Raw genomic sequence first — 19,234 nt, 5'->3', positions numbered from 1 at the left:
GACCGAGGCGCGGTGAGCGCTCCTGACGGCATGCGATGGGCCCCTCTCTCACGTGGCGGTCGCCACCTGGGTCCGCCGAGGGACCGCGCGGCACCTGCGACCGGCTCATCGTGCGCAAGCGGCGGCCGGGCGCAGGTCCGCAGTCTTCCCGGGCGCCATCGGGCTCCGGGGCGGATCCGCGGCTCGCGGTGGGGCGCCGCCCCACCGCGGGCCGCCCGGCCGGTTACTCCGCGGCCGACCTGTGCTTGTCGGCCAGGTGGGAGGGCAGCGGCTCGTAGCGCAGGAAGGACCGGTGGAAGGTCCCGGTGCCGTGCGACATGGACCGCAGGTCGATGGCGTACCGGGTGATCTCCAGTTGCGGGACCTCGGCCTTGACCAGAGTGCGCCCGGTGCCCACCGGCTCGGTGCCGAGCACACGGCCACGGCGTGACGACAGGTCCGACATCACCGCGCCGACGTACTCGTCCTCGACCAGCACCGACAGCTCGTCCACCGGTTCGAGCAGCAGGGCGGGAACCTTGGCCGCGGCCTCCTTGAGGGCGAGCTGCCCGGCGATCTGGAAGGCCATGTCGGAGGAGTCCACCGAGTGCGCCTTGCCGTCGTACAGCGACACACGGATGTCCACGACCGGGTAGCCGGCCAGCACCCCGCGCTCCATCTGGGCCCGCACGCCCTTCTCGACCGAGGGGATGAACTGGCGCGGCACCACACCGCCCACGATCTTGTCGACGAACTCGAACCCGCCACCGGACGGCAGCGGCTCGACCTCGACATGGCAGATGGCGTACTGCCCGTGCCCGCCGGTCTGCTTGACGTTGCGCCCCATGCCCTGGGCCTTGCCGCCGAACGTCTCACGCAACGGCACGCGCAGCTCGATCCGCTCGACCTCGACGCCGTGCCGCCCGGCCAGATGGTCGAGCAGCACGTCGGCGTGCGCCTCGCCCATGCACCACAGGACGAGCTGGTGGGTCTCCGGGTTGTTCTCCAGGCGCAGGGTCGGGTCCTCGGCCACCAGCCGCCCGAGGGCCTGCGACAGCTTGTCCTCGTCGGCCTTCGACCTGGCCCGGATGGCGACCGGCAGCAGCGGCTCGGGCATCGTCCAGGACGTCACCAGCAGCGGCTGGTCCTTGTCGGACAGGGTGTCGCCCGTCTCGGCCCTGCTCAGCTTGGCCACCGCGCAGATGTCGCCGGCGACGCACTTGGTGGTGGTGCGCTGCTGCTTGCCCAGCGGAGAGGACAGGGCGCCGATGCGCTCGTCCAGGTCGTGGTCCTCGTGGCCCCGCTCGGCCAGGCCGTGCCCGGAGACGTGGACCACCATGTCGGGGCGCAGCGTCCCGGAGAAGACCCGCACCAAACTGATGCGCCCTACGTAGGGGTCACTGGTGGTCTTGACGACCTCGGCGACCAGCGGCCCGTCCGGGTCGCAGGTCAGGCCGGGCACCGGCTTGCCGGCGATCGTGGTGATCTCGGGGAGCGGGTGCTCCATCGGAGAGGGGAACCCCTGCGTGATCACTTCGAGCAGCTCCTGCATGCCGACGACCGCGCACGCACCCGGGACGGCGCACGTGGCGAGCACCGGGTAGAAGCCGCCCCGGGCCACGGCCTTCTCCAGGTCCTCGATCAGCACCTTGGTGTCGATCTCCTCGCCGGAGAGGTAACGGTCCATGAGGGACTCGTCCTCGCTCTCCTGGATGATCGCCTCGATCAGGGTGCCCCGGTAGGCGTCGATCTGGTCCCGCTGGCCCGCCCCCGCCTCGCGCTCCACGCGCGTGCCGGTGGCGTAGTCGAAATGCTTCTCCGTCAGCAGCCCGACCAGCCCGGTGACCGAGCCGCCGGCCGTCACCGGCAGGTAGAGCGGAGCCACGCCGTCGCCGAAAGCGTCCTGGCAGGCCGCGACCACATCGTCGAAGTCCGCCCGCTGATGGTCGATCTTGGTGATGACGACGGCCCGCGGCATGCCGACCTGTGCGCACTCGTCCCAGAGCATCCGCGTCAGCCCGTCGACGCCCTCGGCCGCCGAGATCACGAACAGTGCCGCGTCGGCGGCCCGCAGGCCCGCCCGCAGGTCGCCGACGAAGTCGGCGTATCCCGGGGTGTCCAGAAGATTGATCTTGATGCCGTTGTGCACGATCGGGGCCACGGCCAGATTGACCGAGCGCTGCTGGCGCACCTCGACCTCGTCGAAGTCGGTGACCGTGCCGCCGTCCTCCACCCGGCCGGCCCGCTGGACGGTGCCCGTCGCGACGAGCAGCGCCTCCACCAGGGTCGTCTTCCCGGAACCGGAATGGCCGACCAGCACGACGTTGCGCACCGCGTCCGGCCGGTCGGCCGAGGGTGCCCTGCCCGCGGCTCCCGCTGGTCCTCCCGCTGTTCTCTCTGGCATTTCGCCTCCCGCGTCTTGCCGTGAGATGCGGCCGCGCGCGGTCGCATCGTCCGCCGCCGCGCCCGCCGCCCGAGAAGAGCGCGGTGACTTCACCCTTCACCTCCGCGGCGCGGATCACAAGGGCCTAAAGGCAAAAGTGCTCTGTGCGAAGACCTGCGCGGTCGCCCGCGGTTCAGCTCGCCGCCGGCGGGCCGTTCCTCCGCGGTCTCCGTGCCGTTCCCGGACGTCCACAACGGCGTCGCCGGGACGTCGCGAACGCGTCGCCCGGCCGTTCCCGTCCGCATCGGCGCTCTCCGCGTGCCCGCCTCGCCCGCGCACGGCTCCGGGGCTTCGGTTCGATGGCGCGCGACCCGGTGGCCTACGATCGGACCGCCATGTTGAAGCTCCTGCGGCCCGCCGTCACCCGTGTGCTCACCCCGCTCGGCCGGGCCCTGGCCCGCATGGGGATCAGCCCGAACGTCATCACCGTCCTCGGCACGCTCGGGGTCACCGCCGGCGCGCTGGTCTGCTACCCGCGCGGCCAGCTCTTCCTCGGCTCGGTCGTCATCACCTTCTTCGTGCTCGCCGATCTGCTCGACGGCGTCCTGGCCCGCATGCTCGGCAACGGCAGCACCTTCGGGGCGTTCCTGGACTCGACGCTCGACCGGGTCGGCGACGCCGCGGTGTTCTCCGGGCTGATCTTCTGGTTCGTCTCCACCGGCGAGCGCGTCCTCGCCGCCGTCGCGCTGTTCTGCCTGGTCGCCGGGGCCGTCGTGTCCTACGTCAAGGCCCGCGCCGAAGGGCTCGGCCTGTCCTGCGACGTCGGCCTGGCCGAGCGGTCGGAGCGGCTGGTGGTCGTGCTCGTCGCCGCCGGACTCGGCGGACTCGGCGTGCCGTACATCCTGCCGGCCGGGCTGTGGCTGCTGGCCGCCGCGAGCGCGTTCACCGCGGGGCAGCGGATCATGCACGTCTACCGCCAGACGGTGCCAACATGAACGTAACGTCCGCCGTCCCCCGACGGCGTTCCCGGCCCGATCCGATCAGCATGACCGGGTCCACCGCGCCGGCCCGTGACCGACTCTGGGGGTGATCCTCGCCTTGACCGACCGGCTCGTCGTCTGGGCGCTGCACGCCGGCTGGGTTCTCGTGCCCAAGTTGCCCGGGCCGGTGGCCGCATGGCTGTTCCGCCTGGTCGCCGATGTGCTGTGGTGGCGGCACGGAAAGCCTGTGCGCCGGCTGGAGTCCAACCTCGCCCGCGTGACCGGCAAGGACGCCGCCGACCCCTCGATCCGCGACCTCAGCAGGGCGGGGATGCGGTCCTACTTCCGTTATTGGATGGAGGCCCTGCGCCTGCCCGCGATCGGCAAGGAGCGCATCCTCTCCGGCACCCACGTGGTGCACGGCGAGCGCATCTTCCAGGTGCTCGACAGCGGCCGGGGCATCGTGCTGGCCCTGCCGCACATGGGCAACTGGGACCTGGCCGGCGCCTGGCTGATCCACAACGGGCACACCTTCACCACTGTGATGGAGCGGCTCAAGCCCGAGTCGCTGTACGAGCGGTTCGTGGCCTTCCGCGAGAGTCTCGGCATGGAGGTGCTGCCGCTCACCGCCAAGGGAGGCGGCACCGCCCACGCCTTCGGCACCCTCGCCCAGCGACTGCGCGCCGGACGGGCGGTCTGCCTGCCGGCCGAGCGAGACCTGACCGAGCGGGGGATCGAGGTGGACTTCTTCGACGGCCGCACCCGCATGGTGGCCGGACCGGCGCTCCTGGCCCTCCAGACCGGCGCCGCGCTGCACCCCGCCACGCTCTGGTTCGAGGGCGACGACTGGGGCCTGCACATCCACGAAGAGATCCCCGTCCCGGCCGAGGGCGGCCGCCAGGAGAAGGTGGCCGTCATGACCCAGGCCATGGCCCGGGTCTTCCAGGAGGGCATCTCCCAGCACCCGGAGGACTGGCACATGCTGCAGCGCCTGTGGCTCGACGATCTGGAGCCCCGATGACGGCGCCGGTGTTCCCGGCCCGGGGCCCGATGGATCCGGTGGCCGCGCCGTGAGGGTGGGCATGGTCTGCCCCTACACCTGGGACGTCCCGGGCGGGGTCATGGCCCACGTCCGTGACCTGGCCGAGGCGCTCATCGCCGACGGGCACCACGTGTCGGTGCTCGCCCCGGCCGCCGACGACGCCCCGCTGCCCTACTACGTGACCTCGGCCGGCCGGGCGGTCCCCGTGCCCTACAACGGCTCGGTGGCGCGCCTCGCCTTCGGCTTCCTGTCGGCCGGCCGCGTGCGCAAGTGGCTGCGCGAGGGCCGATTCGACGTGCTCCACGTGCACGAGCCCGCCGTCCCCTCGGTCGGCCTGCTGGCCGTGTGGGCGGCGCGCGGGCCCATCGTGGGCACCTTTCACGCCTCCTACCAGCGCTCGCGTGTGGTGGCGGTCACCGCTCCGGTGCTGCAGACCGCACTGGAGAAGATCACCGGCCGCATCGCCGTGTCCGAGGCCGCGCGCAAGACGCTCGTGGAGCACATCGGCGGTGACGCGGTGCTCATCCCCAACGGCGTCACGGTCGGCCGGTACGCCGAGGCCGAGCCGCTGCCCGGCTGGGGCCCCGACGGCGGCGTCATCGGCTTCCTCGGGCGCATGGACGAGCCGCGCAAGGGGCTGCCGGTGCTGCTGGAGGCGTTCACGCTGCTCGCCCCCGAGCGGCCGGGCCTGCGGCTGCTCGTCGCCGGGCCCGGCGACGCCGAAGAGGTGCTCGGCAAGGTGCCCCCGGCGCTGCGCGACCGGGTCGGCGTCCTCGGCATGGTCAGCGAGGACGACAAGGCCCGCGCCTACCACTCGGTGGACGTCTTCTGCGCGCCCAACACCCACGGCGAGAGCTTCGGCATCGTGCTCGCCGAGGCCATGGCCGCCGGGGCGACCGTGCTGGCCAGCGACATCCCCGCCTTCCGCAAGGTGCTCGGCGAAGGCCAGGCGGGAGCACTGTTCACCACCGGTGACGCCGCCTCGCTCGCCCGCGAGGCCGCCGCGCTGCTCGACGCCCCCGAGCGGCGCGCCAAGCTCTCCGACGAGGCCCGTGTGGCCGTCCGCCAGTACGACTGGTCCACCGTCGCCCGCGATGTCGTGCGGGTGTACGAGACGGTGACGGCGACCGCGGCCGGCGGCGTCCAGGAGGAACGCGGGGGAGCCGTCCTGTGACCGCCCACGCCACGTCCCCCGGTGACCGCTCATGAACGCCATGACCGTCAGCCTGCTCGTCGGTGCGGTGATCGTGCTCGCCACCGTCTACATCTCCTGGCGCGCCGGGCGGCTCGACCGCATGCACATCCGCCTGGAGACCGCGCGCGCCGCGCTGGACGCCGCCCTCATCAGCCGCGCCGCCGTCTGCATGGAACTGGCCGCCTCACGGGTGCTCGACCCGGCCACCAGCCTGGTGCTGGCCACGGCCACCCACGAGGCGCGTACGGCCGGCCCCGAGGAGCGCGAGCACGCCGAGAGCGACCTGTCCCGCACGATCAGGGCCGTCATGGACCAGGACCGCTTCCGCGAGCGGCTGGCCGAGACCCCCGGTGGTGCCACCCTGATGGCCGATCTCGACACGGCCGTCACCAAGGTCATCTACTCCCGCAGGTTCTACAACAACGCCGCCGAGGTGACCCGCTACCACCAGCGCCGATGGCTCGCCCGCACCCTGCGCCTGGCCGGTCACACCGATCCTCCCTCGTATTTCGAGATCGACGACGCCGAACCCGCCTCCTTCGCCCAGCGCGCCTGACTCCCGGACGTCCTGGCATCCGGCGCGCACCGGCACGCCATCGCCGTCGCGGTGGCCGAGGCGGCGCTTCGCCGGCCCGGTCCCGATGCCGGCCTCCGGCGTCGCTGACATGGCGAAGCCGTGCGGTGGGCGGGTCCGGTCGATCGCGCTCGGGAAGCCGTACGTTTCAGGGGAGAAGGCGGGCGTGGGAGCGGGCGTGGCGGAGCAGCGGCGGACAGGTCAGGCGGGTCCCCGAACGGGTGGGCAGCGCGAAGGCGACCGCCTTGGCCGGTTCCCCCGCGGCGAAGGTCGTGGTGACGTACGCCCGGCAGTGGCCCTGTGACAGCTCCCGGGTCAGGATCAGGCCCCTGCCCCCTTCGGAGAACAGGTCCGGGGTCATCTGGCCGGTCGTGCGGTCGAGGACGGAGGGGATCCACCGCAGGTCCGGGTCGCCGTCCACCACCTCGCACCAGGTCGGCACCCCGCCCAGTTCGTAGATCCGCAGCTCGTACGGTGGCCGGCCGTGCCGCTCGGCGTTGGCCGCCAGTTCCGCGACGATCGTCTCGGCGTCCAGCATCTCCTCGGTGGAGACGCCCTCGCCGTTGAGCACGTCGCGGATCAGGGACCGGGCCCTGCCGTACGCCGAGCCGGGGACCAGGAGCGCCACGGTCACGCTCACCAGGGTGAGCAGGGGATCGACGCCCTGCCCCCCGGGACGGTCACCCGGCCGGGCCTGGTCGGTGCCGTGCCGCCCCGGCCGGGTTCCCTCGGCGGCCCGGTCTGCCGCCGCGTCGTCGGCGGGCGTCTGCCAGGAGTCCTCGGCGGCGTCGTGTTCCTGGCGGGAGGGGGGCCGCTCGCCGGCGTGCCGGCGCTGCCCGCCACGCTCGGGGCCGGGAGAGACACCGCCGAACGGGGGACCGTCGGCCACCGTGCCGCCGAAGCCATGGCCGGCCGCCTGGAGGTGGACCGGATGTCCGCCGGGACCGATGATGCCGATGATGCCGGGGCTGGGGAAGGTCGGGCGTCCGGGGAGGGGGCGGGGCGTGTCCGCTGGGCCGTGGGGGATCTGCCGCATCGGGGATGGCCTCTCCTTGCTCTCGATCGTCACGCCGGTGCTCAGCAGGAGACCTGATCGGGCGCCCGCAGCCCAGGTCCCTTACTCGGCGTCGCCGTTCGCCCTGCCCGCCAAGCCTCCGGCGAACCTTTCGTCGCCCGCCGCGCCGGTCTGCGCGCCGAGTGGTCGTTTCCGGTCGTTACGGACGCCGGGCGGCGGTTTACCGGCCCAGCCGATCACTGTGGGTGACCATTGGACCGTCCATCCTGACGGGGGCCGCCGGTCCGATGGGTCGCGAATCGGGAAAGTTTCGGCAATGACTTGTCGGTTATCGGACCGTTAGGGCTGATCTTGGGTATCCGCCCGGCCAGCCGTCGGTAAGCTTCGTCCCGATTCGAGGGAGAAATCGGGAGGAGCACCTGCTGTGCCGGTAAAACGGGTGATTGGCATCGCGCTGGCGGGCACCGCCGTCCTGGCGCCCGCCGTGGCCTGCTCCTCCTCCGGTGGCGGGGCGAAGCCCGCGTCCCAGGGGCAGCAGCCCGCCATCTCGCCGTCCGCCTCGCCCGAGCCGCCCCCGGAACACCCCTTCACCGGGCAACCCGTGGCGGCCCGCAGGCCGGTGCTCGCCGTGAAGATCGAGAACACCGCCTCGGGTAAGCCGCAGCTCGGCCTGCGCAGCGCCGACGTGGTGTACGTCGAGCAGGTCGAGGGCGGCCTGACCCGCATCATGGCGGTCTTCTCCTCGAAATTCCCCGCCAAGATCGGCCCGGTGCGCAGTGCCCGCATCTCCGACCTGCACCTGCTGCCCATGTTCGGCAAGCCCGCCCTGGCCTACTCGGGCGTGCAGAGCAAGATGATCCCGCTGGTGCAGCAGGCGTCCCTGTACGACGTGTCCGACAGCGCCGCGCCGGGCGCCTACTTCCGCCAGCCCGGCCGCGTGGCCCCCTACAACCTGTTCGCCGACACCAAGAAGCTGCTGGCCAAGGCGCCGAAGGCCACCAAGGCGCGCGACATCGGCTTCACTTTCGGCGACGCGCCCGAAGGCGGGACGCCGCGCAAGTCGTTCTCCGTCCGCTACCCGGCCGCGCGTTTCACCTTCACCTGGTCGGCCGACCAGAAGCGCTGGCTGGTCGCCCAGGACGGCAAGCGTGACATGGCGGCCGAGGGCGGCCAGCTCGGCGCGCCCACCATCGTCGTGCAGTACGCCAAGACCACCCGCTCGGAGTTCCACGACTTCACCGGTAGCTACACGCCGCTGATCCAGAGCACGGGGAAGGGCAAGGCCGTCGTCCTGCGGGACGGCAAGGCCTACCAGGCGAGGTGGTCGCGCCCGGACGAGAAGGAGGGCACGGAGTTCACCACCGAGAGCGGCGAGCCGATGAACTTCGGCCGGGGCCAGGTGTGGGTGGTCCTCGCCGCCCCCAAGCCCGTCCAGCCCTGACTCCCCTTCGCGCCGCGGCAGGTGCGGCGCCGGAAGGGTCCGTTGGCCGCCGCGAGCGCGGGAATAGGGGGCCGGCTGCGGGCTCCGTCAGCGGTCGTGGGCCAAGGAGGCGGCCGTGCTTGGTACGGCGTGTCCAAGCTCCCGGCGCCGGATGGCCGTCATGGCCCACAAGGCATGGGCTGATCAGCGCCTACCATTAGTGGGAATCCGTCGTCACGCTCGTGAGGTAAGACCGTGTCCAACAGCACCCCCGAAGTCACCGAGACCACCGCCGTCACCGGCACCGCCCGCGTGAAGCGCGGCATGGCCGAGATGCTCAAGGGCGGCGTGATCATGGATGTCGTCACCCCGGAGCAGGCCAAGATCGCTGAGGACGCCGGCGCGGTCGCCGTCATGGCCCTCGAGCGCGTGCCCGCCGACATCCGTGCCGAAGGCGGCGTGTCGCGCATGAGCGACCCCGACATGATCGACGGCATCATCGCCGCCGTCTCGATCCCCGTCATGGCCAAGGCGCGCATCGGCCACTTCGCCGAGGCCCAGGTCCTGCAGGCCATCGGCGTCGACTACGTCGATGAGTCCGAGGTGCTCACCCCGGCCGACGAGGCCAACCACATCGACAAGTGGGCCTTCACCGTCCCCTTCGTCTGCGGGGCGACCAACCTCGGCGAGGCCCTGCGCCGCATCGCCGAGGGCGCCGCGATGATCCGCTCCAAGGGCGAGGCCGGCACCGGCAACGTCGTGGAGGCCACCCGCCACATGCGGCAGATCCGTGCCGACATCAAGCGCCTGAGCACGCTGGACGAGCCCGAGCTCTACGGTGCCGCCAAGGAGCTGCGCGCGCCCTACGAGCTCGTCGCCGAGATCGCCAAGACCGGCAAGCTGCCCGTGGTGCTGTTCACCGCGGGCGGCATCGCCACCCCCGCCGACGCGGCGATGATGATGCAGCTCGGCGCCGAGGGCGTCTTCGTCGGTTCGGGCATCTTCAAGTCCGGCGACCCGGCCAAGCGCGCGGCGGCCATCGTGAAGGCCACCACCTTCTACGACGACCCCGACGTCATCGCCAAGGTCTCCCGTGGCCTCGGCGAGGCGATGGTGGGCATCAACGTCACCACGCTGCCGGAGAACGAGCGCCTGGCCACCCGCGGCTGGTAGTCTTCCACGCCTCCCCGGTGCCCCGCCGCCGCGCGCGGCGCTTGGGGAGGCGTCCCGCCGGCGGGGGTCCACGGGGTCGCGAAGGCCACCGCACACCCGGCCGGCGATTCGCGGCGGAAGTGGCGGTGCGCGGGGCGACGGGGTGATCGTCCGGAAATATCCCCTGTGACCTGGGTGTGGCTATACCTGTGGTTTGCTGGGCATAGTTGATGATCGTCATGTGATCGACAGGCGATCGTTCCTCGTGATGGGGCTGATGGCGGGAGTGCCGGGGGTGCCGCCCCTGAGCGCTCACTACGGCGAGCCCTTCACCCTCGGCATCGCCTGCGGCGACCCCACCCCTGACGGCTTCGTCCTGTGGACGCGCCTCGCGCCCACGCCGCTGGCCGAGGACGGCTTCGGCGGCATGCCCCCCGCACCCGTCCCGGTGTGCTGGGAGGTCGCCACCGACCCCGCCTGCGCGCACGTCGTCCGGCGCGGCACCGAGCAGGCCGTCCGCGAATGGGCGCACAGCGTCCACGCCGAGGTGGAGGGGCTGGAGCCCGGCCGCGAGTACTGGTACCGCTTCAAGGCCGGGCCCTACATCTCGCCGATCGGCCGCGCGCTGACCGCCCCCGCCCACGGCGCCCCGGTCACATCGCTCACTCTCGCGGTGACCTCCTGCGCGAACTACCAGCACGGGCACTTCACCGCCTACACCCGTGCCGCCGAGGAGCACCCGGACATGATCGTGCACCTCGGCGACTACATCTACGAGCACGGCAAAGGCGAGCACCCCTGCCCCGGCGGGAACGTGCGCGAGCACGACGGACCCGAGGCGCAGACCCTGGCCGGATACCGGCGCAGGCACGCCCAGTACAAGACCGACCCCGACCTGCGGGCCGCCCACGCGGCGGCGCCCTGGGTTCCGATCATGGACGACCACGAGGTCCGCAACAACTGGACCGCCAAGCTGCCCGCCGCCCGGCGCGAGGCCGCGTTCCGCGCCTACTACGAGCACATGCCGCTGCGCCGCGCGAGCGTGCCGCACGGAGCCTCCATCCACCTGTACCGCCGGCTGCACTGGGGGAGCCTGGCCACGCTGCACCTGCTGGACACCCGGCAGTACCGCGACCCCGCCGTCTGCGGGTCCGGCTTCCGCGAGTGCCCGAAGTCCGAGAAGGAGACCGGCCGCTCCATCACCGGGGCCGAGCAGGAGCGGTGGCTGCTCGCGGGCTTCCGCGAGTCCCGGGCGCGGTGGGACATCGTCGGCCAGCAGGTCTACTTCGGCCAGCGCGTCAAGCACCCCGGCGAGGAGAAGATCGTGCGCCAGGACGCCTGGGACGGCTACTCCGGCTCGCGCACCCGGGTCACGCGCGGCTGGCTCGACGCCGGCGTGCGCAACGCCGTCGTGCTGACCGGCGACGTCCACTCGCACTGGGCGGGCGACCTGGCCGTGGACTACGACGACGAGGACTCCCCGCTGGTGGGCACCGAGTTCGCGGTCACCTCGATCAGCAGCGGCGGCGACGGCCACGACCACGACAAGGCCCGCGACCGTCTGCTGGACACCAACCCGCACCTGCACTTCCACCTGCGGCGGCGCGGCTACCTGATGCTCAGGGTCGAGCCCGCGGCCGTCACGGCGGACTTCAAGATCCTGCGGTACGTGCGCACCCCGGGCGCCCCCGCGCTGACCGCCGCCGGGTTCACCGTCGCCGACCAGATGCCCGGCCTGGTCCGCCAGGCCTGATGGCCGGTGGCAGGGAAGCCCGGGCCCGTTTGGGGCGTTGCCGCTCATGGCCGTACGCTTCGATACACGTGCGTGCCCGGTGGATCCCCCGCCGCCGCATCCGTCCGGCCGGAGCCGGCGCCCCCGTGGCGCCGTTCGCGAGGCGGCCGGGCCACGGCCGCCGTGCCGGCCGGGAGCCGGCCACGTGCCCGCGCCCCGGCTCCGGGCCCGCCCGCGAGGCGGACAGCGGCGGAACCGGTGGCACCAGCGGTTGACGAAGTGAGAGGAAAGACCGGTGACCTCTGCGCCGACGATCGGCGTTCTCGCCCTCCAGGGCGACGTGCGCGAACACGCGCGCTCCCTCGCCTCGGCGGGGGCCAAGCCCGTGACCGTGCGCCGCCCTGCCGAACTGGAGGCGGTGGACGCCCTGGTCATCCCCGGCGGGGAGTCCACCACGATGGGGAAACTCGCCGAGGCGTTCGAACTGCTCGAACCGCTGCGCATGCGCGTCAAGTCCGGCATGCCGGCCTACGGCTCCTGCGCCGGGATGATCATGCTGGCCGACCGCATCGAAGGCGGCATCGAGGGTCAGCAGACGCTCGGCGGCATCGACATGGTCGTGCGCCGCAACGCCTTCGGCCGCCAGGTCGACTCCTTCGAGGCGTCCATGGACTTCGCCGGGCGCGGCCCGCTCCGCGCCGTCTTCATCCGGGCGCCCTGGGTCGAGTCGGTGGGCACGGGCGTCGAAGTGCTGGGACGGGCCGAGCCGGGGGATAGGATCGTCGCGGTCCGGCAGGGACCTCTGCTCGCGACGTCCTTCCATCCCGAGCTGACCGGGGACACGCGGGTTCATTCGTATTTTGTCGAGATGGTGAGGGAGCTCTAGCCGATGTCCGGCCACTCCAAATGGGCGACGACGAAGCACAAGAAGGCCGTGATCGACGCCAAGCGCGGCAAGCTCTTCGCGAAGCTCATCAAGAACATCGAGGTGGCGGCCCGCACGGGCGGCCCCGACCCGGACGGCAACCCGACGCTGTACGACGCCATCCAGAAGGCGCGCAAGAGTTCGGTGCCGGTCGACAACATCGAGCGCGCCCGTAAGCGTGGTGGCGGCCTGGAGGCCGGCGGCGCCGAGTACCAGACCATCATGTACGAGGGCTACGCGCCCGGCGGCGTCGCGGTCCTGGTCGAGTGCCTCACCGACAACCGCAACCGCGCGGCCTCCGAGGTGCGCGTCGCCATGACCCGCAACGGCGGCTCCATGGCCGACCCCGGCTCGGTGGCGTACATGTTCAACCGCAAGGGCGTCGTCATCGTGCCCAGGGGCGGCGTGCTGACCGAGGACGACGTGCTGGCGGCCGTCCTGGACGCCGGCGCCGAGGAGGTCAACGACCTCGGCGACTCCTTCGAGGTCGTCTCCGAGGCCGGTGACCTGGTCCCGGTGCGCAAGGCCCTGCAGGAGGCCGGCATCGACTACGACTCGGCCGAGAGCAGCTTCCTGCCGACCATGAGCGTCCCGCTGGACGAGGACGCCGCCCGCAAGGTCTTCCGCCTGATCGAGGCCCTCGAGGACAGCGACGACGTGCAGAACGTCTACGCCAACTTCGACGTCTCCGACGACGTCCTGGCGAAGATCGACTGAGGTCGCCGCGCTCCTGACTCCGGCTCCCATCCTCCCGGGCCGGGTCGTCGCGGCGGCGGGGTACGGCCGCCCGTGAGCCCGCCGCCGATGCGCCCGGCGGGGGCGCGGAGCATGCCGGGCGCAGCGGCCGGCGGCGAAGGCGCCCCGTGGGGCTGCGGCCGGGCACGTGGTGACGGGAGCCGGCCGGCGTCGGGCCTGCCCGAGCACGGTGTTCCGGCGGCGGGCACGGTCCGGCGTGGCGGTACGCGGGCCCGGGCGGCGGAAATCGGTTCGCCCTTGGTGCCGTGGCGGCCGTATGTTTGGCGGCTGTGGAGATCCGTGACGTGACGGCCGGCGACCTGGACGCCGTGCTGGACAACCGCAAACGTGCCTTCGGGCCCATCCCCGCCGGCGACGTCGAGACCTGGCGCTCGATGGTGAGCGCCTCTCTGGGCGAGGGGCGTTACCTCGGCGTCTTCGACGGCGATCGCCTGGTCGCCACCAGCCGGATCCACCGGTTCGACCAGTGGTGGCACGGCCGCCGCATCTCCATGGGCGGGGTCGCGAGCGTCACCGTCGCGCCAGAGGACCGCGGGAGGGGCATCGGGCGCATGCTCATGCGCGCCACCGTCGACCGCTGCGCCGAGCTCGGCCACGTCGCCTCCGCGCTCTACCCGGCCACCACCCCCATCTACCGGAGCCTCGGCTACGAGCACGCGGGCGCCCGCCACCGTGTCACCGTCCCCGCCGAGGCGCTGCGCACCCTCACCGCCGGCGACGCCCCCGTCAAGCTCCGCCGGCTCGGCCCCGACGACGCCTCCGAGCTGGCCGCCACCCTCGACCGCGTCTACGCCGCCACCCGCGCCTCCGGCCCCATCGGCTGGGACGAGCGCCTCACCCGCCTGTGGCTGTCGGACGACGACGACTACGGCTACCTCGCCGAGGACGGGTACGTCATGTACAGCTGGCATGAGGGCGACATCGACGTGGACAACCTCGTCGCCGGTTCGCACGCCACGGCCCGGGCGCTGTGGTCCCTGGTCGGCACCGCCTCCTCGGTCGCCAAGACGGTGCGGGCCATCGTCGAGCCCGACGACCCGATGCTGTGGCTGCTGCGCGAGCGCTCCCGCGACTCCGTCGAGCAGGTGCGCTGGATGTTCCGGCTGGTCGACCTGCCCATGGCCATCGCCGGGCGCGGCTACCCGGCCGGTGTCGAGGCCGACGCCGTCATCGTGGTGGACGACCCGCTGCGCCCGGCCAACTCCGGCGCCTGGCGGCTGTGCGTCTCCGGCGGCTCGGGCACCGCCACTCCTTCGTCCGCCCCCGCCGGGCACCAGGTGCCCCGCCTCGCCATCGGCGGCATGTCCGCCCTTTACGCGGGGGTCCACACGAGCTCCCTGCGCCGGGCCGGCCTGCTCACCGGCGGCACCACCGAGCTGGACGACCTGCTGGGCGCGGTCTTCGCCGCCAAGCCCTACATGATCGACTACTTCTGACCCGCCCGCCGAACTCAGGTCCCCGCCCCCTGCCCGATACCCGCCGGCGGGGCAGGGGAGGCCCGAGCGGGCCGCCGCGCGTGGCCGTCCTCCGCTACGGTGAAGCGCCGGGCGCGACGCGCCGGTGGTGCGTGCGGCCGGCCGCCGATGCCGGTACAGTTCCCCCGAACAGGTGTTCGGCGATGGTGGAGGAGAGCGGGTGCGGCTGCCGGAGCTGCGGGTGATGGGGGTGGACCCCGGGCTGACCCGATGTGGCCTCGGCGCCGTCCAGGGGCGCGCGGGCGCTCCGCTCTCGCTGATCAGGGTGGGCGTCGCCCGCACTCCCGCCACCGACGACATCGGCGCCCGCCTGGTGGCCATCGAGGCCGAGATCGAGCGATGGCTCGACGACGTCCGCCCGGACGCCGTGGCCGTCGAGCGGGTCTTCAGCCAGAGCAACCTGCGCACGGTCATGGGCACCGCCCAGGCGTCCGCCGTGGCGATCGTCTGCGCCGCCCGCCGGGGGCTCCCGGTCGCCCTGCACACCCCGTCGGAGGTCAAGGCCGCGATCACCGGGTTCGGCAAGGCCGACAAGGCCCAGGTGGGCGCCATGGTGACCCGGCTGCTCCGGCTCGACGCCATGCCCAAGCCGGCCGACGCCGCCGACGCGCTCGCCCTGGCCATCTGCCACATCTGGCGCGGCGGCCCGCAGAGCCGCCTCGCCGAGGCGCTCGCCAAGGCCCGCACGCCCCTTCCTGGCACGCGTGGCGCCCGCGACGCGGTGACCCGCCCTGCTCCAGGCGCCGGCCTCCCCGCGCGGGGCCGGGCCGGCCTCGTGCCCCCCGCGCGGGGGCAGGCGGGTCCGGTGCGGCCCGCGGGTGATCAGGCCGGTGCCGCGCGGTCCGGGGCCCCGGTGACATCCGACCCCGCGTCCCCAGAGAAAGGAACGGACCTTTGATCGCGTCGGTCTCCGGCCGCGTCGCCGCGATCGCCCCCGACTCCGCCGTCATCGAGGTGGGAGGCGTCGGCGTCCTGGTGCACTGCACGCCCGGCACCCTGGCCGGGCTGCGGGTGGGCGAGCAGGCACGGCTGGCCACCTCGCTGGTGGTCCGCGAGGAGTCCCTCACGCTGTACGGCTTCGCCGCCGACGACGAGCGGGTGGTGTTCGAGATGCTGCAGACCGCCTCCGGCGTCGGCCCGCGGCTCGCGCTGGCCATGCTCGCCGTCCACGCGCCGAACGCCCTGCGGGTCGCGGTGGCCGCGGCCGACGTCAAGGCGCTCACCATGGTCCCCGGCATCGGGCAGAAGGGCGCGCAGCGCATCATCCTGGAGCTGAAGGACAAGCTCGGCACTCCGGACGGGGCCGTCGCCGCGGCCCTGAACGGCGCCGCGAGCCGGCCCGCCTGGCGTGAGCAGGTGCACTCCGGCCTCGTCGGGCTCGGCTACTCCGCAAAGGACGCCGACGAGGCCATCGCCGCCGTCACGCCCGAGGCCGACGCCGAGGTCGCCGCCGGGCGCACCCCGGCGGTGGCGGCCCTGCTCAAGTCGGCCCTTCGCGCGCTGAGCGTCCGATGAGGGCGGCCGGTGTGATCCCCGAGGAGCACCTTCCCGCCCGGCGCCGTCCATCCCGGAGACCAGGTGGGAGAGCCAGAACCGGCGTTCAGGTCGTGCCGCCTGCGCCGCGCCGGCGGGCCGCTCATCCGCGCGGCGGAAGGCCTTCGGCGGCGTCGCTCGCGGCGGGCGCCGATCACCGGGCGTGCCCGTCGCCGGGCCGGGTGCGGTGGGCGGCGGGTCCCGCGCGGTGGACGGAGCCGGTGCGATGAGCCTGGAACGCGATCTGGTGTCCCCGGACGCCGAGGGAGACGAGCAGGCCATCGAATCCGCTCTGCGGCCCAAGCGCCTGGCCGAGTTCATCGGCCAGGGGCGGGTGCGCGAGCAGCTCTCCCTGGTGCTGGAGAGCGCGCTGCGCCGCAACCGGCCGCCCGACCACGTCCTGATGAGCGGCTCACCCGGGCTCGGCAAGACCACCCTCGCCATGATCATCGCGGCCGAGCTGGCCATGCCGCTGCGGCTCACCTCGGGCCCGGCGCTCGAACGCGCCGGAGACCTGGCGGCGATCCTGTCCACCTTGTCCGAGGGCGAGGTGCTGTTCATCGACGAGATCCACCGCATGGCCCGCCCCGCCGAAGAGATGCTCTACCTCGCCATGGAGGACTTCCGGGTCGACATCGTGGTGGGCAAGGGGCCCGGCGCGACCGCGATCCCGCTGGAGATCGCGCCGTTCACGCTGGTCGGCGCCACCACGCGGGCGGGCCTGCTGCCCGCGCCGTTGCGCGACCGGTTCGGCTTCGTCGCGCACATGGACTTCTACGACGTGCCCGAGCTCGAGCAGGTGCTGCGCCGCTCGGCCCGCCTGCTGGGACTCGACCTCCCCGACGCCGGAGCGCACGAGATCGCCCGCAGGTCGCGCGGCACGCCCCGCATCGCCAACCGGCTGCTGCGCCGGGTGCGCGACTTCGCCGAGGTGCGGGTCGACGGCGTGATCACCAGGGATGTCGCCTCCGCCGCCCTCGACCTGTACGAGGTCGACGCCGAGGGGCTCGACCGCCTTGACCGTGCGGTCCTCAACGCGCTGCTGCGCAAGTTCGGCGGCGGCCCGGTCGGGCTGTCCACACTGGCGGTGGCCGTGGGGGAGGAGCCCGAGACCGTGGAGGTCGTCGCCGAGCCCTTCCTCGTGCGGCAGGGCCTCATCGCCCGCACTCCCCGGGGCCGGGTCGCCACGGCTTCGGCCTGGACGCACCTCGGTCTCGCCCCGCCGCCCGACGCCTTCGGAGCGGCCCAGCCCGTTCTCTTCGACGACCCGCCCAGCCCCGCGTGAGCCGAACGGCACCGCGACGTCCATCCGAGCGGGACATCCGCCCGCTGGGGCGCATCCGCTCTGCGCGGTGCTCCTGGGCATCAGGAGGGCCCTGCTCCGCTCGGCTCCCCGGACCGCGGACACCTCTGACCTGCCCGGCGAACTCCCGGTCCGGCTGGCGTCCAGGGGTCGCCGGGCCGTTCGACGGCCCGCTCGCGCCGGCGGCCGTGCTTGCCGATGACGCCCGGCTCGGCCGCCCGGCCCACCCGCGGCGAGAGGGCCGCGGGGGGATGACGGGGCGGCCGATGGGGAGTGTGGCCGGGGAGGGGTGCGATTTGACCGCGGGCTTGACCGGCATCCCGGAGGTGCGGGGAAGTCTGATTGGTTATGTGGCGATGTTCCGGATCGTCCGGCCGTCAGATGATCTTGAATGGATCCTCGCCGAGGGGCGCTGAAACTTTCAAAATACTCGTATCCGCCGGTCACAGATCGGTGACAACGGGAACTTTCCTGCGTGCCAGAGCGTGGGTTCGTTGCCGGGCTTTGACAAGCTCGCCTAAACTCCGTGGCTTGGCTGGCTGTGTACGCTGACGTGATCAGTGTGGCCGTGCCGATCGTCGCCAGACCTCCGGCGCCAGGCCGGTCCATTTTTACCGGAAGGAAGCCCCGTGCAGGGCCTTGGATCGTTCGTGCCACTGATCTTGCTGGTCGTGGTGTTCTACTTCCTGCTGATCCGCCCGCAGCGCAAGCGGCAGCAGGAGCAAGTGCAGATGCAGAACAGCCTGACGCCGGGCAGCCGTGTGATGACCACGACCGGCCTGTTCGCGACCGTTACCGCCGTCGAGGACGACGACCTCATCCTCGAGGTCGCCCCCGGCGTGCAGACCCGCTGGACGAAGTCGGCCATCGGCCGCGTGCTGGTCCCCGTCGAGGAGGAGACGGAGGAGAATGGAGACGGCGCACCGGGCGACGTCACCGACGTCAGGCCGGCCGACGCCACCCCGGAGGTCCGGGGAGACGAGGGTTCGTCCGACAAGAAGTCCTGAGTAGGCTCACCGCAAACCCCTTGACGAAAGAACTGACCACCAGTGGCCCCATCGACCAGTAGCCAGAGTAGGCCGGGACGCACGCTCCTGGCGCTGCTGGCGCTCATCCTCGCCATGGGCGGGGTGATGCTCCTGCAGAAGGCCTTCGTCCCGAAGTACGGCCTCGACCTCGCAGGCGGCACCACGGTGACGCTCTCGCCCGTCACGCAGACCGGCGCGGCCCCCTCGCAAGAGAGCCTCGACCTCGCTGTCAACATCATCCGCGACCGGGTGAACGGCACGGGCATCTCCGACGCCGAGGTCGCCAAGGCGGGTGACAACATCGTCATCCAGGTGCCGGGCGCCGGACAGGCGGAGGTCGTCCGGCTGCTGGGCACCACGGCCGAGCTGCGCTTCCGTCAAGTGCTCGCGGTGGCCCCCGCCGTCATCACGCCCCCGAGCGCGTTGCCGACCGCGCCCGCGACGCCCTCCGCCGGCGCCTCGCCCGGCACGGGCACGCCGAAGCCGGGCACGACCAGCACGCCGAAGTCCACGGCCAAGCCTGCCACCAGCGCCACCCCCGCGGGCCGCGCGCTGTCGTCCGGACTGACCGCTCCGACCCCGGCTCCCTCGGTCTCCGTCTCGGGCAAGGCCAAGCCGAGCGGCGAGGCGACCCCGGCGCCGAGCGCCGCGGCCTCCGATCAGCCGAGCGCGCCGCCCACGGCCTCCGACGACCCGCTGGCCGGCGTTGACCTCACCGGCATCGACCCCGCCGTGGCCGAGC

General features: G+C 72.8%; 15 protein-coding genes and 2 pseudogenes. 15 read left to right on the top strand and 2 right to left on the bottom strand.

Annotated features, from left to right (window positions below; all coding sequences use genetic code 11):
* Window positions 1-223 precede the first annotated feature (223 nt).
* The gene (locus IEY93_RS15830; protein WP_189163821.1) at window positions 224-2,383 is read right to left on the bottom strand and encodes an elongation factor G-like protein EF-G2; all 2,160 of its coding nucleotides are present in this window, start codon (window positions 2,381-2,383) and stop codon (window positions 224-226) included.
* A 374-nt stretch (window positions 2,384-2,757) separates the two neighbouring features.
* Between IEY93_RS15830 and pgsA the strand changes: the two genes are divergently transcribed.
* The 4 genes from pgsA (at window position 2,758) to IEY93_RS15810 (ending at window position 6,135) form a co-directional block, all read left to right on the top strand.
* Window positions 2,758-3,357, top strand: a complete 600-nt coding sequence (gene pgsA / locus IEY93_RS15825; protein WP_189163820.1) for a phosphatidylinositol phosphate synthase — start codon at window positions 2,758-2,760, stop codon at window positions 3,355-3,357.
* A 91-nt stretch (window positions 3,358-3,448) separates the two neighbouring features.
* A complete protein-coding gene (locus IEY93_RS15820) occupies window positions 3,449-4,363 on the top strand; it encodes a phosphatidylinositol mannoside acyltransferase (RefSeq protein ID WP_229691170.1) in 915 nt (304 codons plus the stop codon).
* A 49-nt stretch (window positions 4,364-4,412) separates the two neighbouring features.
* Window positions 4,413-5,558: a glycosyltransferase family 4 protein gene (locus tag IEY93_RS15815; protein ID WP_189163819.1), complete on the top strand. Its 1,146-nt coding sequence runs from the start codon at window positions 4,413-4,415 to the stop codon at window positions 5,556-5,558.
* A gap of 31 nt (window positions 5,559-5,589) precedes the next feature.
* Window positions 5,590-6,135 (top strand): hypothetical protein, encoded by a 546-nt coding sequence (locus IEY93_RS15810; RefSeq protein ID WP_203968614.1) that lies wholly within the window; start codon window positions 5,590-5,592, stop codon window positions 6,133-6,135.
* A 166-nt stretch (window positions 6,136-6,301) separates the two neighbouring features.
* On the opposite strand, the gene IEY93_RS15805 is transcribed toward IEY93_RS15810, so the two are convergent.
* Window positions 6,302-7,189 carry an ATP-binding protein gene (locus tag IEY93_RS15805; protein ID WP_189163818.1) on the bottom strand — a complete coding sequence of 296 codons (888 nt, stop codon included), beginning with the start codon at window positions 7,187-7,189 and terminating at the stop codon, window positions 6,302-6,304.
* Between the two features lie 403 nt (window positions 7,190-7,592).
* On the opposite strand from IEY93_RS15805, the gene IEY93_RS15800 reads away from it, so the two are divergent.
* From IEY93_RS15800 to IEY93_RS38170, 11 genes and pseudogenes are all read left to right on the top strand, one after another.
* Window positions 7,593-8,609 (top strand): DUF3048 domain-containing protein, encoded by a 1,017-nt coding sequence (locus tag IEY93_RS15800; RefSeq protein ID WP_189163817.1) that lies wholly within the window; start codon window positions 7,593-7,595, stop codon window positions 8,607-8,609.
* 234 nt (window positions 8,610-8,843) lie between these two features.
* The gene (gene pdxS / locus IEY93_RS15795) at window positions 8,844-9,761 is read left to right on the top strand and encodes a pyridoxal 5'-phosphate synthase lyase subunit PdxS (protein ID WP_189163816.1); all 918 of its coding nucleotides are present in this window, start codon (window positions 8,844-8,846) and stop codon (window positions 9,759-9,761) included.
* Between the two features lie 220 nt (window positions 9,762-9,981).
* A complete protein-coding gene (locus tag IEY93_RS15790; RefSeq protein WP_229691169.1) occupies window positions 9,982-11,493 on the top strand; it encodes an alkaline phosphatase D family protein in 1,512 nt (503 codons plus the stop codon).
* Window positions 11,494-11,767: 274 nt separating this feature from the next.
* On the top strand, window positions 11,768-12,358 hold the full coding sequence (gene pdxT / locus IEY93_RS15785; protein ID WP_189163815.1) for a pyridoxal 5'-phosphate synthase glutaminase subunit PdxT: 591 nt from the start codon (window positions 11,768-11,770) through the stop codon (window positions 12,356-12,358).
* Window positions 12,359-12,361: 3 nt separating this feature from the next.
* Window positions 12,362-13,114, top strand: a complete 753-nt coding sequence (locus tag IEY93_RS15780; protein WP_189163814.1) for a YebC/PmpR family DNA-binding transcriptional regulator — start codon at window positions 12,362-12,364, stop codon at window positions 13,112-13,114.
* A 308-nt stretch (window positions 13,115-13,422) separates the two neighbouring features.
* A complete protein-coding gene (locus IEY93_RS15775) occupies window positions 13,423-14,589 on the top strand; it encodes a GNAT family N-acetyltransferase (protein WP_229691168.1) in 1,167 nt (388 codons plus the stop codon).
* Window positions 14,590-14,803: 214 nt separating this feature from the next.
* A pseudogene (gene ruvC / locus IEY93_RS15770) lies at window positions 14,804-15,316 on the top strand (crossover junction endodeoxyribonuclease RuvC); the annotation flags it as partial.
* Between the two features lie 206 nt (window positions 15,317-15,522).
* A complete protein-coding gene (ruvA, locus tag IEY93_RS15765) occupies window positions 15,523-16,143 on the top strand; it encodes a Holliday junction branch migration protein RuvA (protein WP_189163813.1) in 621 nt (206 codons plus the stop codon).
* Window positions 16,144-16,387: 244 nt separating this feature from the next.
* Complete coding sequence (gene ruvB / locus IEY93_RS15760) at window positions 16,388-17,446, top strand: Holliday junction branch migration DNA helicase RuvB (protein WP_189163812.1); 1,059 nt, start codon at window positions 16,388-16,390, stop codon at window positions 17,444-17,446.
* 647 nt (window positions 17,447-18,093) lie between these two features.
* On the top strand, window positions 18,094-18,471 hold the full coding sequence (gene yajC / locus IEY93_RS15755; protein ID WP_189163811.1) for a preprotein translocase subunit YajC: 378 nt from the start codon (window positions 18,094-18,096) through the stop codon (window positions 18,469-18,471).
* 42 nt (window positions 18,472-18,513) lie between these two features.
* Window positions 18,514-19,234 (top strand): annotated as a pseudogene (locus IEY93_RS38170) (protein translocase subunit SecD); the annotation flags it as partial.

The organism is Sphaerisporangium melleum (assembly GCF_014646695.1).
GTDB lineage: Bacteria > Actinomycetota > Actinomycetes > Streptosporangiales > Streptosporangiaceae > Sphaerisporangium > Sphaerisporangium melleum.
The sequence above is the reverse complement of the archived record's forward strand: the minus strand, read 5'-3'. Positions and strand labels throughout refer to the sequence as shown.

Excerpts from the sequence above, each read along its gene's own strand:
- IEY93_RS15830 (WP_189163821.1), bottom strand. The coding sequence starts at position 2,383 with ATGCCAGAGAGAACAGCGGGAGGACCAGCGGGAGCCGCGGGCAGGGCA.
- pgsA (WP_189163820.1), top strand. The coding sequence starts at position 2,758 with ATGTTGAAGCTCCTGCGGCCCGCCGTCACCCGTGTGCTCACCCCGCTC.
- IEY93_RS15810 (WP_203968614.1), top strand. The coding sequence starts at position 5,590 with ATGAACGCCATGACCGTCAGCCTGCTCGTCGGTGCGGTGATCGTGCTC.
- IEY93_RS15805 (WP_189163818.1), bottom strand. The coding sequence starts at position 7,189 with ATGCGGCAGATCCCCCACGGCCCAGCGGACACGCCCCGCCCCCTCCCC.
- IEY93_RS15780 (WP_189163814.1), top strand. The coding sequence starts at position 12,362 with ATGTCCGGCCACTCCAAATGGGCGACGACGAAGCACAAGAAGGCCGTG.
- ruvB (WP_189163812.1), top strand. The coding sequence starts at position 16,388 with ATGAGCCTGGAACGCGATCTGGTGTCCCCGGACGCCGAGGGAGACGAG.